The sequence below is a fragment of the Brumimicrobium oceani genome, from assembly GCF_003143775.1.
Lineage (GTDB): Bacteria > Bacteroidota > Bacteroidia > Flavobacteriales_D > Crocinitomicaceae > Brumimicrobium > Brumimicrobium oceani.
In genome coordinates this window covers 78386-92717 of the sequence record NZ_QFRJ01000003.1, presented here as the reverse complement: position 1 = coordinate 92717, position 14332 = coordinate 78386, and the positions used below count along the sequence as shown (strand labels likewise).

11 protein-coding genes are annotated in these 14332 nt (G+C 36.1%); 7 read left to right on the top strand and 4 right to left on the bottom strand.

Translation table 11 applies throughout. The features are described from left to right. The first annotated feature begins 76 nt into the window (after positions 1-76). Positions 77-2203: a M3 family metallopeptidase gene (locus tag DIT68_RS05720; RefSeq protein WP_109358861.1), complete on the top strand. Its 2127-nt coding sequence runs from the start codon at positions 77-79 to the stop codon at positions 2201-2203. A 131-nt stretch (positions 2204-2334) separates the two neighbouring features. On the opposite strand, the gene DIT68_RS05715 is transcribed toward DIT68_RS05720, so the two are convergent. The 3 genes from DIT68_RS05715 to DIT68_RS05705 all read right to left on the bottom strand — a co-directional run bounded on the left by DIT68_RS05715 (position 2335) and on the right by DIT68_RS05705 (position 5447). Continuing rightward, positions 2335-3795: a fibrobacter succinogenes major paralogous domain-containing protein gene (locus DIT68_RS05715; protein ID WP_146194133.1), complete on the bottom strand. Its 1461-nt coding sequence runs from the start codon at positions 3793-3795 to the stop codon at positions 2335-2337. 9 nt (positions 3796-3804) lie between these two features. After that, positions 3805-4320: a T9SS type A sorting domain-containing protein gene (locus DIT68_RS05710; protein ID WP_109358859.1), complete on the bottom strand. Its 516-nt coding sequence runs from the start codon at positions 4318-4320 to the stop codon at positions 3805-3807. Between the two features lie 497 nt (positions 4321-4817). Continuing rightward, on the bottom strand, positions 4818-5447 hold the full coding sequence (locus DIT68_RS05705; protein WP_233244166.1) for a 2OG-Fe(II) oxygenase: 630 nt from the start codon (positions 5445-5447) through the stop codon (positions 4818-4820). A gap of 210 nt (positions 5448-5657) precedes the next feature. On the opposite strand from DIT68_RS05705, the gene DIT68_RS05700 reads away from it, so the two are divergent. After that, positions 5658-6065 (top strand): hypothetical protein, encoded by a 408-nt coding sequence (locus DIT68_RS05700; RefSeq protein ID WP_109358858.1) that lies wholly within the window; start codon positions 5658-5660, stop codon positions 6063-6065. Positions 6066-6112: 47 nt separating this feature from the next. Here DIT68_RS05700 and DIT68_RS05695 read toward each other — a convergent pair whose 3' ends face one another. After that, positions 6113-7396 carry a replication-associated recombination protein A gene (locus DIT68_RS05695; protein WP_109358857.1) on the bottom strand — a complete coding sequence of 428 codons (1284 nt, stop codon included), beginning with the start codon at positions 7394-7396 and terminating at the stop codon, positions 6113-6115. A gap of 175 nt (positions 7397-7571) precedes the next feature. Between DIT68_RS05695 and DIT68_RS05690 the strand changes: the two genes are divergently transcribed. The 5 genes from DIT68_RS05690 to DIT68_RS05670 all read left to right on the top strand — a co-directional run bounded on the left by DIT68_RS05690 (position 7572) and on the right by DIT68_RS05670 (position 14233). Beyond that, positions 7572-7997 carry a DUF2147 domain-containing protein gene (locus tag DIT68_RS05690; RefSeq protein ID WP_109358856.1) on the top strand — a complete coding sequence of 142 codons (426 nt, stop codon included), beginning with the start codon at positions 7572-7574 and terminating at the stop codon, positions 7995-7997. An 82-nt stretch (positions 7998-8079) separates the two neighbouring features. Continuing rightward, complete coding sequence (locus DIT68_RS05685) at positions 8080-8505, top strand: DUF2147 domain-containing protein (protein WP_233244165.1); 426 nt, start codon at positions 8080-8082, stop codon at positions 8503-8505. 153 nt (positions 8506-8658) lie between these two features. After that, a complete protein-coding gene (locus DIT68_RS05680) occupies positions 8659-9093 on the top strand; it encodes a DUF2147 domain-containing protein (protein WP_233244164.1) in 435 nt (144 codons plus the stop codon). Positions 9094-9361: 268 nt separating this feature from the next. Beyond that, the gene (locus DIT68_RS05675; RefSeq protein WP_109358853.1) at positions 9362-10564 is read left to right on the top strand and encodes an exonuclease SbcCD subunit D C-terminal domain-containing protein; all 1203 of its coding nucleotides are present in this window, start codon (positions 9362-9364) and stop codon (positions 10562-10564) included. A 12-nt stretch (positions 10565-10576) separates the two neighbouring features. Next, on the top strand, positions 10577-14233 hold the full coding sequence (locus DIT68_RS05670; protein ID WP_109358852.1) for an AAA family ATPase: 3657 nt from the start codon (positions 10577-10579) through the stop codon (positions 14231-14233). Positions 14234-14332 lie beyond the last annotated feature (99 nt).

The following is a 14332-nucleotide window of genomic DNA, read 5'->3' as shown; positions in this document are numbered from 1 at the left end:
TGAATAATCTACCCTATTTCATTCTCAAACTTTCTCTTATCTTTATCAAAAGTAAAAATACTAAAAGCTCAATTCAATGAAAAAATCAAGTTTAATCCTGTTTGCTTTAGCGACCATAAGTTTAACCAATTGCGCCGATAAGGACGAGGCAACATCTCCAAAAAAGACAATGAAAGAAAATTTAGCAGATAATCCGTTGGTGAAGCCAAGTGCTTTGCCTTATTTAGCGCCCGACTTTTCGAAAATTAAAAATAAGCATTTTGAACCTGCTATTTTTGAAGGGATTCGTGTGAAAAGAGAGAATATCAAAGCAATTATTAATCAAACTGAAAACCCAACTTTCGACAATACGATTGTTGCATTGGAGAAAAGTGGTCAGCAATTAAGCAGAGCAACGAATGTGTTTTATGCTTTAACAGGAGCGCACACAAACGATACTTTACAAGATTTAAATCAAGAATTGGCTCCTAAATTTTCTGAGTTGAATGACGAGATTTATTTGAATGAGGATTTATTTAAACGAATTAAAGAACTCCACAATAAAAAAGGTGATTTAGCTTTAGATGCAGAATCTACAAAATTGCTAGACGAATATTACAAGAACTTTGTAATCGCAGGTGCAGAATTAGAAGGAGAGGCGAAAGATAAATTGAAAGAAATTAATTCTCAATTGGCTTCGCTTTCTGCTGAATTCGGTAAAACATTATTGGCTGCAACAAACACAGGTGCGCTCATTGTAGAAGATCAGGATAAGTTGAAAGGGATGAGTGAGTCGTCTCTAAAATCAATAAAAACCGAAGAAGGAACATTTAAAATTCCAATTCAAAATACAACGCAGCAGCCAACTTTAGTTTCTTTAGAAAACAGAGAAACACGTAAATTGGTCTTTGAAAATGCTTGGATGAGAGCTGATGGTTCAGGGAACGATACAAAACACCTTGTTACTGAGATTGCTCAAAAAAGAGCTGAAAAAGCCGCATTATTAGGTTTTGGAACTTATGCAGATTGGAGTTTGCAGAAAACGATGATTCAGAACAAAGAAAATGTTCGTGAATTCTTCGATGGATTAATTCCTGCTGCAATTGCAAAAGCCTCTGAAGAGTCGAAAATGATTGAGGAAATGATGCACAGTAAAGGTCAAGAAGGCGATTTAGAACCTTGGGACTGGAATTATTATGCTGAAATGGTAAGAAAAGCAAAGTATGATTTAGACGAGGAAGAAATTAAACCTTATTTTGAAATGATGTCAGTTTTGGAAAACGGTGTTTTCTATGCAGCTGAAAAATTATATGGAATTACACACAAAAGAAGAACTGATATTCCGACTTATCATGAAGACGTGTTGGTTTATGAATTATTTGAAGAAGATGGAACAGAATTAGGCTTGTTTTACGCTGATTTCTATTCAAGAGAAAGCAAAAGAGGAGGAGCTTGGATGAGTAATTTTGTTGGTCAGTCGGAATTGTTTGGGACAAAACCAGTGATTTACAACATTTGCAATTACCCAAAACCAGCAGAAGGAGAGCCAACATTGTTGAGTTTTGACAATGCAATTACGATGTTCCATGAATATGGGCATGCACTTCACGGATTCTTTGCGAATCAAAAGTTTCCTACTTTATCAGGAACGAATGTGGCAAGAGATTTTGTTGAGTTTCCTTCACAGTTCAATGAAAACTGGGCAACTCATCCCGATATTTTGAAGAATTACGCGAAACATTATGAAACAGGAGAAGTAATTCCAGCTGAATTATTGGCGAAAATTAAAGCTGCTGGAACATTTAATCAAGGCTATGGAATTACAGAAAATTTAGCTGCTTCAAATTTAGATTACGTTTGGCACACCATTTCAGCAGATACGGAAATTGATGATGCGAATAAATTTGAAAAAGAGGCGTTGGCTAAATATGGTTTGGACAAAGTTCATGCGGTAAAACCAAGATACAGATCAACGTATTTCTCACACATTTTTAGCGGAGGTTACGGTGCTGGATATTATTCCTACCTGTGGACAGAAATGTTGCACCACGATGCTTATGTGTGGTTTGAAAACAATGGTGGTTTGACAAGAGAAAATGGTCAACGCTTTAGAGATATGGTGCTTTCTGTAGGAAATACTTTAGAATATGACGCACTTTACAAAGATTGGAGCGGAAGAGATCCTGAGATTGCCCCAATGATTAAGGCGAGAGGATTGAAGTAGAGCGAGAAAGAGATTTAGAATGAGAAAGGATTTCCTTCATTGATTGAACTCTTCTTATGCTGAATAAGGTTAAAAGTTATTTAAAATTATAAAAAGGTCGACGCTTAATTGTGTTCGTCCTTTTTTCTTACTTAGTCCTTTATACAGCGTACTGCTGCCCCATTCGCTCTCAGTGGTGAATTCACAAAGGCATTGTTACTGAGGAAACCTATTGTGTAAGAATAAGAGCCATTCAAAGTGCTGCTCCAAGCGTTTCCTCCATTACCAACCGCGTTAATAGAGCCGTCTGTAGGATAACGGCCTCCATTTAATGACCATTTAAGAGGGGAGTTATAAGCTCCACTAGCATCGTTACTAATCCAGCTTGAAAGTTCTGCATCAAATTCTGTTTTTGTAGGTAAGCGATAACCGATAGGACAGGGATTGTTGATTCCATTAGTTCCTTGCCATAATGTACCGTTTTGTGGTGTTCGCCAATCGCACGGAAGGCTATTTGAAAGAATAAACAAACCGTGACCAGGCTGATCACTCGCACTCAAAGTGTAAGTTGTTGCAGAGTTTCGGCATTGATGTCCATCAGGTCCTCGTCCCCATTGATATAAGTCACCGTAAGAACCATAGTCTGAGCCGTGAAATGCTGCTCGTACTGCACCTAAATTTCTATCCATCCATACTTTTCCAGTAATAGGATTAGTTACATTAACAATCTCTGTAGTATCGCTGCAGAAAACAGCTCCAAGAGCCCATGGGTATACAACAGCCACTTCTAAATTGCATGTTTGACCACCCACGTTTAAAGCAAATATTGCTGTTCCAGAAGAATTGGCTGTTCCTGTAATTGTATACGTTAATGTTCCTGCCCCAATAGCAAAGTTTCCGGCCATGAGTTCTGCAGTTAATCCCGTATTTCCTGTTGAGTTAACTATTTGTCCATTGTGAAATCCTCCATTTCCACCAGTATAATCCACTTCAATGTAGACACCATTTGCAACGGCTCCTTCAAGTAATGTTCCATAGATAGTTGCTCCAAAACAGTTTAATGATTGTACTTCACTTGGATTCACATAAACGGTTAAATCGCATGTTTCACCACCTATATTTATAGGAAATGTTGCTACTCCAGAAGAGTTAGGTGTTCCTGTTATTATGAAAGTTAGAGTGCCTGCCCCAATAGAAAAATTACCCGCTACAAGTTCCGCAGTTAATCCTGTAACACCTGTTGAGTTTACAATTTGTCCATTATGTAATCCACCGTTTCCTCCAGTGTAATCCACTTCAATAAAGACACCATTTAAAACTCCTGTTCCTTCAACTATTAATCCGTTGATTGTAGCGGCTTCACAATTCATATAATCGACTGACCCTATTGATTGACCTGAAAATGTAACATTATTTATATGTGAAATTGTGTGACTTTCAACGGTACCATTGTTTAAAATGATTTCCATACTATTTCCTATAAATCGAATGCTATCTATGTCATTGATAGAATTAGATTCTGTATTTCCTCCATTTTTATTAACGTCATGTTCAATTTGTCCAAATGCTGAAAGACTCATTGTCACGAACAGTAGTATAATTAGATGCTTCATAAATCTTTTTTATTGAATGATGATTGGTTGCGTAAGTGTTTTGTTTTCAGAAGTTATACGGCAATAGTATGTCCCATTTGCTATGTTGATATTCCATTTGTACAGCTTTTCTTCTTGATGCATTCCCCGGTATACCTGCTGAATTTGCTTTCCGTTTTCATCAATGATATCAATAGTGATGTAAGTATTTTGATCAGAACTATATTTTATATTCACTAAACTGCTTGCAGGATTTGGGAATAGCGTTAAGCCACTATTATCAATATTAAATTGATCTGCTATTCCTGAAGTTTCTTCAAAAGCATAGTTGTCAATATCAACAATGTTCCAATTCGTTACGGTTCCATTTAATTCATAAATAATCATTGAACTTGCTCCAAATTTAATACTTTGAATATCTGATGTAAGAAACGATTGAGTGGAAGAATTAGTGAGTGTTACTATTAGCTTTTGGGCATTTAATCCTAAGTTAAATAGTAGCGTGATTAAAATAAGGATTGAATTTTTTAATTGGTTTTTTTTCATGAATTTGTGTTTTAATAAACGCCGTGATCTCCAAATAAGCTGAGCTATTTCATTGGTCAAATATATAGCTTTTTCCCATCTTTTTCAATGTTCTAGTAAATGAAAGAGCCATAGTGCTTAACATTGCTGAGAAAATGAGCGAGAAAGAGAGCAAGTATGATGTAAGATTACTTTCTTTATTCGACTTAAGGTTCTATCACGAATTTAATGGAAGAATATTGTTTAAATTATATTTCAGCCAACATATCAAAATTATAAAAAAGATATTCCTCGGCGTCTTAATTTTTTAGGGATTAAAACTTTGTCCTTTAGATAATTATACTTTTGCTAATCTAAAGGACAAAGTAAAACGCCGATGAATCTCTTCTATTTTTTTACATTCTCTTTATGTCAAAATTACTGAATCAGGAATAAAGCACTAAATTCGTGGCAGAACCCAACTTAAAAAGTGCTTTTTCATGGTTTTTTCTTAATCAATCTAAACTATACTGGCTCGATCATAAAACGATATACGGCAGAACAGCGGGTTGATACAACATCCACCCCGTGATGCTTTTTCTTGATGTATTGGAAGTCAGCACTTCGTGAAATAGTGTATCGCTTCTAAACATAATGCAACGATTTTCTAGCGGTGCGATGTCCATTGGTTCTTCTCCTTCAGGAAAAATTCTTAATTCGCCACCATCGCCAGTTTTCCAGCCTTTATTCAAATAAATAATTACAGAAATCATTCTATTTTTCCGACCTTCAAATTGATCTAAATGCTTCTTATAAAATGAGCCTTGAGGATAATGTGCCAAATGAAACTCATAATCGGCCAAACTTAGGAAGAGCAGTCGATTAAAAACAGACTTCACCTCGTCCAGGACTTCAAAAATGGGTTGTAATTCAATATCTCTTCCTCTTTCCAACCAATATGTATAATCTCCTCGAATTTCTCGAATAATTTTCTCCGTTCCCGCAGCACCAATGGCCGCTTTTTTAAATTCGCCTTCCTCTTGTTTTTGATTAAAAAAGTGATGTGCAGCATTTAGCTTTTCTGCATTGAAAAAATTATCGATAATAACGTAATCCTGCTGGGCCAACAAATCCATTTGCTCCTCCCAAAAATTGAGTTCTTTTTGCATTGATTTTACGTGTGTAAAATTACAATTAAATTACAGAAGGTATGATTAAAATATTCGAACTATTTCAACTGGATTAGACTGAAAAATTCTTAAAAAGAAATCAGTCCTGACTTTAGTTTGTTACCAAATGCCTAATTCTAAATTTTAATCATTTGTTTTACTTATCTTTGAAATTAACCTGTTTTATTATTGATTTAAAGAATTATATAGATGAGATTTTTGATTTTGATTTTAGTTGGATTGACTTTTTCTTCATGTCAGGAGCAAGTAGATTCATCAAGTGAAAAAAAGATAGATGAAATTTTAACCAAGGGAAACTGGAAATTGGTCAATTCCGAGCAACCCTATAAACGCTTTCAGTCAGGATTGAAATTCTCTGAGGACAAACAGGTATTTGATGTTGATTCGCAAGGACAAGTTGTGGTTTTGATGCACCCAAGATTGTACACTATTTCTGGGGACACATTAACATTGGTCGATTATAGATATGAAGAGCGTTTTCTTTACAAACGCGGCACAGCTAATTTCTTAATCGAAGAACTCAACGAGGAAAGAATAGTACTTGAAGTTTTAGCACCAGAAGAACCGAATAAATTGATTTTTGAGAATTTAAATTAATCTTTTTTAATGGTTAACGTTCTTAATAATTAAACATTAATAATTACCTAGTATTTCCCTTTCCAGAGCCTTTTGATGTCGTTTTCAATTTCTTGTTCGCGTTTCGAACTTCCGGCATTAAAGAACGAGGCACCTTTTACTTCGTCGGGCATGAATTCTTGAAAAGCGAAATTTCCAGGATGGTCATGCGAATATTTATAGCCTTTTCCGTAATCTAGTTCTTTCATTAATTTAGTAGGCGCATTTCTTAAAGCCAATGGAACAGGCAGATTTCCTGTTTTCTTCACCAATTCCTGAGCATGATTAATGGCCATGTAAGAAGCATTTCCTTTGGGAGAAGTGGCCAAGTAAATGGTACATTGTGCCAAAATAATTCTCGCTTCCGGGAAACCGATGGTGTTTATCGCTTGAAAAGTATTGTTGGCCATGATTAAAGCGGTAGGATTCGCCAAACCAATGTCTTCACTTGCAGAGATAATCAATCTTCTTGCGATAAATTTCGCGTCTTCGCCACCCTCTATCATTCTTGCTAACCAATAAACTGCAGCATTTGGATCACTGCCACGAATTGATTTTATAAACGCCGAAATAATGTCGTAATGTTGTTCTCCATCCTTGTCATAGCGGGCAATATTCTGCTGTGCAATCGAAAAAACTTCATCATCGGTAATTTCTATTTTAGCATCCTGATCAAAAGTGCTCACAACAATTTCCAGCAAAGTAAGTAGTTTCCTAGCATCTCCACCAGAAATGCGAATTAATGCGTTACTTTCCTTTAATTCTATGTTAAGTTGGGATAAATATTCATCGCGTTGCAAAGCATTTTTAAGCAACAATTCCAATTTGTCTTTCTCCAAGGACTCCAAAGTGTACACCTGACAACGAGAAAGTAATGCGGATATCACCTCAAAAGAAGGGTTTTCTGTTGTGGCACCAATCAAAGTCACTACTCCTTTTTCAACAGCTCCTAAAAGTGAATCTTGTTGCGCTTTTGAAAATCGGTGGATTTCGTCAATAAACAAAATTGATCCCGCACGCTCGAACATTCCTTGATTCTCCGCTTTTTTTATGACTTCTCGCACATCTTTCACTCCAGAAGAAATAGCTGATAATGTATAGAAAGGACGTTTCAGTTGGTTTGCCAATAATGTCGCTAAAGTTGTTTTACCAACCCCCGGAGGTCCCCACAAAATTAAAGAAGGTAAAACTCCAGCATCAAGCGATTTTCTTAGACTAGCGCCCTTTTTCAGCAAGTGTTCCTGACCCACATATTCATCCAAGTTTTTTGGACGCATTCTTTCTGCTAAAGGAGTTGTTGGAGGGTTTAACATAATTCGAAATTTTACACAAAAGTAGGCATTTAGGATGAGATTCAAATGACTTTCGGGATGAAGCTTTTTGAATGAAAGCACTTGAACTTTCTGTGTTCAAAAATGTTAATGTTCGCAAAGAGAGCACTCCATTTTTCGATATTGTCGCTACTTTTATTAGCTTTTAAACTAAAATATGATGAAATACTTTTTACTGTTGAGTTTTATGATTTTTGGATTGAATTCTTTTTCGCAATCTGTAGAAGGAATTTGGGAGACCTATCATGAAGGCAGCGATAAAATTAAATCCGATGTAAAAGTGTATATTCAAGACGGTAAGTTGTACGCCAAAATCATCAAGTTCTACAACATGCCAGAAGCCGAGAAAAACGCTAAATGTACGGCGTGTAAAGATTACCGCAAGAACAAGCCCGTTGTTGGAATGATTTTTATGGATGGTCTTGTGCAATCTGGAGAGGAGTGGAAAGGCGACGCAGTTTTACTTGATCCTAAAAATGGAAAAGAATACGACGGAGTAGTTTGGCTTGAAAACGAAAATAAACTTGCCGTTCGTGGATATTTGGGTTGGTTGTACGAAACAAAATATTGGAAGAGGAAGTAATAAATGCGAGCGAAGTTCTACTGCTGTCAAGCGAATTAAGACCAACTGAATTTCACATTGTTTATAAAATAGAAAACGGATAATGATAAAGTACCTATTGATTTTGTGCCTGGCTATGATGAGTTTAAATGGGAATTCTCAGTCCATTGAAGGAGTTTGGCAAACCTATGATGATGAAACAGGAGAGTTAAAATCTGATGTCAAGATTTATAAAAAAGATGGAAAACTCTATGGAAAAGTTGTTCAACTGCACGTGGTGGATGATTTAGAGGTAGAGGCCACTTGCCGCTATTGCACAGATTATAGAAAAGACAAACCAATTCTTGGAATGTTGGTCATGACTGCTTTGGTAAAAGACGGAAAGGAATGGGAGGGAGATGGCACTTTGCTAGATCCAGAAAATGGAAAAACATACGATGGTGAAGTTTGGTTGGTTGATGATAATAAGTTGGCAGTCAGGGGATATATCGGATGGTTTTTTAGAACACAATACTGGATAAGGAAGTAGAAAATTAAAAATGAAAAATTGAAAGTGAAAATTGGAGAATGAAAAATGAAAATCATAGCTCGTATTGAATTCATTGGAAAAGTCTTAACATTTAATACAATAAAAGTCCCTTTTATGCGCTGTTAATTTATGTTTTAATTCTATTTTTGAGATATGAATACAACAAAATTTCTCCTCATACTATTTTTAACTGCTGTTAGCCAGATGATGTTCGCACAATCCATTGAAGGTGTGTGGGAAACCTACAGTGACGATACGGGAGAATTAAAATCGGAAGTGGAGATTTACAAGAAAGACGGTAAACTTTACGGCAAAATTGTTAAGCTACACAACCTTAAAATACCCTACGATAAAGCAAAATGCTATTACTGCACAGACTATAGAAAAGACCAGCACGTAATGGGAATGGAAATAATCACAGGATTAGAGCAAAACAAAAGAGGAGATTGGAAAGGCGATAAGGCGCTTTTAGATCCAAATGACGGAAAACTTTACGACGCAACAGTTTGGCTTAAAAGTGATAATAAACTCGCCGTGCGTGGATATGAGGGTTGGTTTTTTAGAACGCAATATTGGATTAGGAAATGAATTTTAATGGTTAATGTTTGATTATTAATGATTAACGGTTCTTTTTTCAATTTCTTTCTTAACGCTCATTCCTAAAATCCGAAAAAAAATCCGTGAAAATCCGCGTTCGCCGATCTGAAATTATTGCGGTGACTGAGCTTGTCGAAGGCCCGCGTGCCATTAAAGCGCAACATTTCATACACACCCAAATCCCCCTTTTCCACACAATTTTCTTATATTTAAAGCATAATTTGGTAACTGATTTTTCGATTACATATAATCTTCCCTGATGAAAATACTTCACACCGCCGATTGGCACCTCGGACATCGACTTCATGAACAATCTCAATTTGAAGAGCAAACGCTTTTCCTTACTTGGATAGAACAATTTATCATTGATCAAAAAATCGATGTTCTGTTGATTTCAGGAGACATTTTTGACACCAACGCGCCTTCAAATCAAAGTTTGGAAATGTATTACAATTTTCTTGTAAAGTTAAAGTCAAGCAATTGTCAGTCGGTTGTGATTACTGGCGGAAATCACGATTCTCCAGGCACTTTGAATGCACCAAAAGGCTTGCTCAACGCTTTGAATATAAAAGTGGTGGGAAAAGCAGCTGAAAACATAGCAGATGAAGTTTTTGAAGTTGATGTGAATGACGAAAAAGTAATTATCGGTGCAGTTCCTTATTTGCGTGATGGAGATATTCGAAAAGCGGTTGCCGGAGAATCTTTCGAAGAGTTGACCGACAAATACAAGCAGGCGCTGATGAATCATTATGAAAAATCTGCCGAGCAATGTGAGTTGATCAATTTCTCAAATGCACCCGTGATCGCGATGGGACATTTATTCGCCACAGGAGGTTCGGTGTCTGAAAGTGAACAAAATATTTATGTGGGAACTTTGGGACACATTGGAGTAGGAGATTTTCCAACGTATTTCGATTATATCGCTTTGGGACATTTGCACAGACCACAAATAGTAGCGGGAAACGAAAAAGTAAGGTATTCTGGCTCGCCAAATATTCTCAGTTTTAGTGAAATTAAATACGACAAGAAAATCATCGTGCTGACGATTGAAAACAACGAGATTTCGGAGATCAACGATTTCACCGTTCCACGTTTTAGAAATTTCTATAAAATTGAGGGAACGGTAGAGGAATGTATTGAAAAGTTTCCTGATTTGATTTCGAATGAATACCAATTAACGCCTTGGGTTGAAATTGCATTAACGGAAGAACACAATATCAACACCGACGAATTAAAAAAAGCGGCCGAAGATTATCCTTTCGAAATTCTCAAAACAGCGTTGAAAAATGAAAGAAGACAACGTGGAATTGAAGAATTGCTGAAAGAAACAAAATCCATTAAGGAATTGTTGCCTACCGAAGTTTTTAAGCTGAAATGCAAAGAAATTGGCTATGATTTGGAAGAAAATCCAGCGATTGAAGATGCATTCAACGAAATTTTACAATCCGTTAAAAATCAATAAGCCCCACTTGAAATGAAAATCTTAAAAATTGAATTACAAAATATAAATTCTTTAAAATCGGATGCTCCCATAGCTATCGATTTTGAAAACGAGCAGTTTAGAGATGTGGGTTTATTTGCCATAACCGGTTCAACTGGAGCGGGGAAAACCACAATTTTGGATGCCATAACGATTGCTTTGTATCACAGTGTTCCGCGCTTCAGGAATACCAAAGGAAGCTTGTTGGATGTTGTGAGTCATGGCGCTACAGATGCTTTTAGTCGGGTAACTTTCGAAAACGAGAATGTCGTTTACGAAGCGTTTTGGGGCATGCGATTGGCTTCCAAAACTGGAAAAATGTTGGTGAATCCACAAGAGGAGGTAAGTTTGAAAAATCTTACTTCTGACACCATTTTATCTTCTCAAAAAAGAGCGGTGGCAGAAGATGTGATTCGTGTGACACAATTAGATTATGACCAGTTTTTGAGATCTGTAATGCTGGCTCAAGGAGAGTTTGCTTCTTTTTTAACGGCAAAAGGTCCCGAAAAAGGAAGATTGCTGGAGCAAATTACGGGCGAAGAAATTTATAAGAAAATTGGTCAAGGCATTTTGGATAGAAAAGCCAAAGAGGAAAATACCTTGAGGGAAATTCAATCGAAAATTAATGCTGATGATGTCCTTTCTGAAGAAGCGAAAATTGAATTGACCACAAGAGATAAAGAACTCGATGTTCAGATTTTAACTACTGATAAAGAAATAAATTCCATTCAAACGATTGTGAATTGGTATTTGAAATCGAAGGAAATTGCTGCTGAAACTGAAAAATTAGCAAAAGATTCTATTCAGATAGATGAAGATTTCGAAAAGCATAAATCCGAATTTGAATTGTTGGATTTAAACGAAAAAGCTGAACCGTTTAAAGAATTGATTCAGAATTTCAATAGAAATGAGAAGTCCAGCCGAGAAAAGGAAGCACAACTCAAAGATTTAGAAGAACAATTGTTGAAACTAAAACCAGAAATTGAGCGATTAAAAGCGTCTGCTAAAATTCAAACGGAAGCATTAGAAAAAGCGGATCAAGAATTTTCTGAATGGCAACCAAAATTTGATTTAGTCACGAAATTGGATGGTCAATTAAAAAACGAAGAAGACAATCAACAGAAATCTAAAAAGCTACTCGATGAGGTACAGACTTCGTTAAAATTGTTGAGTGAGGAGAAAAATGAATTCACACAGCTTTCCGAAGAAACAGAAAAGAAGATCAAGCTCGCTGAAGATTTTGTCACCCAAAACAAATTCTTGACGGAAGTAAGTCAGGAAATTTCCACTTGGAACGCTTCATTAGCCACTTTAAAAGGAAATAAAGAAGCGCTAAATGAAAACAATTCTTCCCTCGGACAAAAGAAGGAAGAACTTAAAGCCACTAAGGTCGAATTGACTTCCAATAAGAAAGTGCTGAACGCTAAGAATTCTGAAATTGATGAGATTAACAAAAATATCAAGTCCATCAATGAAGAATTAGACAAGAATAATTTGACTGATTTGCTGGTAGAAGAGAAGAAATTCTCCGAGATCAATTCCAATTGGAAACAGTTAAAAAGCTATTCAGAGGAGCACAGCAAGGACGAAAAGGAACTGCTGAAATGCACAACAAACAAGAAAGCCTTCGAAGCACAATTGGAAAAGGTCAAAAAGCAAAGGGTTGAGCTTCAAGAGCAAATCAAAAAGCAAGAAACAGCGGTAAATGATGCAGAGAAGATTTTAGATTTAGAGAAAAGCATTGCCAAATATGAGGGAGACAGAAAAAACTTAATTGCAGGTCAGCCATGCGGATTATGCGGTTCCGAAGAACATCCTTTCGCTGAAAAATTAGAAGCCAAAGGAATTTCTCAATCTGAATTAGAATTAATAAACAGAAAAGAGATATTAAAATCATTGCTCGATTCAAAATCTGAATTAGATAAAAGCGAGGTCAAGATTTCAACAGATATTGAAAATTTAACGAAGCAAATCAATTCAATTAATGAAGATTTAAAATCTATTTTGGCCAAGTCCAAAGAATTAGGAATTGAAACAGATTTATCCAATTTGCAAAAGATTGAAATCGAAATTAATCAATCTTCAAATCAGTTAAATTCCTTGGGAGAGAAGATTACAGTTGCTCAGAAATTACAATCGGACAAAGATAAATTATCTGAATCTTTGAATGTTCAAAATCAATCCATCGAAGCTTTAAAAAAGAAAGATGCAACACTCGAAGAGAAAATCAAAAATCTTGAATCAGAAATAGAATCTAAGCAAAAAACGATTGATTCATTAACAAAAACTTGTACCGATTTAGAAGGCGAATTGAAATCTAAATTGTCTCGTTTCAATTATGAATTGCCTTCCATTGAAAATACAAGTTCATTCATTCAAGAAGTTGAAGCCAAGATTGCTGAATTTAATTCAACTGAGAAGAAATTAGAAAATTTAAAGGGTGATTTAAGGGTATATAAAAACAGTTTAATCGATGTTAAAAAGCGAAGTGAATCTGCTGAAAAATCCCAAATAGAATGTACAAAAACTATTGCTGAAAGTGAAACAAGGTCAAGGCAACTCAAAAAAGACAGAGTAGCTGTTTTACCATTGGAAATTACGGTAGAAAGTAAACGCAATAGTTTGCAAAAAAACCGAAAAGAATTGTCCGATAAACTGGAATTGAGTAAAACCGAATTACAAAAGCAGTTAGACATTCAACGAGAGAAAGAAGCCGTAAAACTAGAAAACAAGAAAGAGCAAACGGCGTTGAAAACAGAGCACGATTCGCTAAAATCGGCCTTGGATACGCAAATTTCAGAAAGTGAATTCGATTCAAAAGAAGGGATCGAAAAAGCTTTGTTGAGCAGAGAGGATAAACTGAAATATACCGAAAATAAAGAGCGCATCAAGGAGAGACAATTGAGATTAAAAACCTTAAAAGAAACGAACCTCAAAGCCATAGAAAAGCAAAACGAAACGAAAACTTTCGAAACTATAGAAGAAGAAAGTAAAACACTTTTTGAAGAGTTGAAAAGCAAAAGAGATGGTTTTTCAGCAGAAAAAGGAGAAGTGAAAGAAGCCTTTCGGAAAGACCAAGAAATCAAGGACAGAAATCAGGAAGTCTACAAGCAAATCGAAGCCCAAGAAGCCATTTGCAATGTTTGGAGGGAATTATTCAAAATCATCGGAAATTCCAAAGACGCCTTCAACGTTTATGTTCAGCGCTTAACCCTAAAGCATTTGTTGGATTTAGCCAACGTGCATTTATTCAAATTGAACAAGCGCTATTCCTTAAAAATGGAGGAAGACTACAAGCCAAAAGAAGAGCTCAATTTCAATCTCATTGACCACTACCAAACCGATCAAGCCCGACTCGTCGACACATCCAGCGGTGGAGAAAAATTTATCATCAGTTTGGCTTTAGCCTTAGGATTATCCGATTTAGCCAGTAAAAACGTCAAAATCGATTCCCTTTTCATTGATGAAGGCTTCGGAACCCTAGATAAAAACACCTTAGAAACAGTTATTTCCACCTTAGAAACCCTACAATCTCAAGGAAAAATGATAGGAATTATCTCACACGTAGAGAACTTGAAAGAAAGAATTCCAACACAAATTATGATTGAGAAAAGAAGCAACGGAATAAGCGAAGTGAGCTTCGCAGGGTGAGGGAGAGATTGCGCTGAAGCGCTTGGGGAGAGGAGACGCTTTTCCCCCAAAAAATTCATTTAAGAAATTCAATCTGATGCTTATTCGCAACAATTAAGG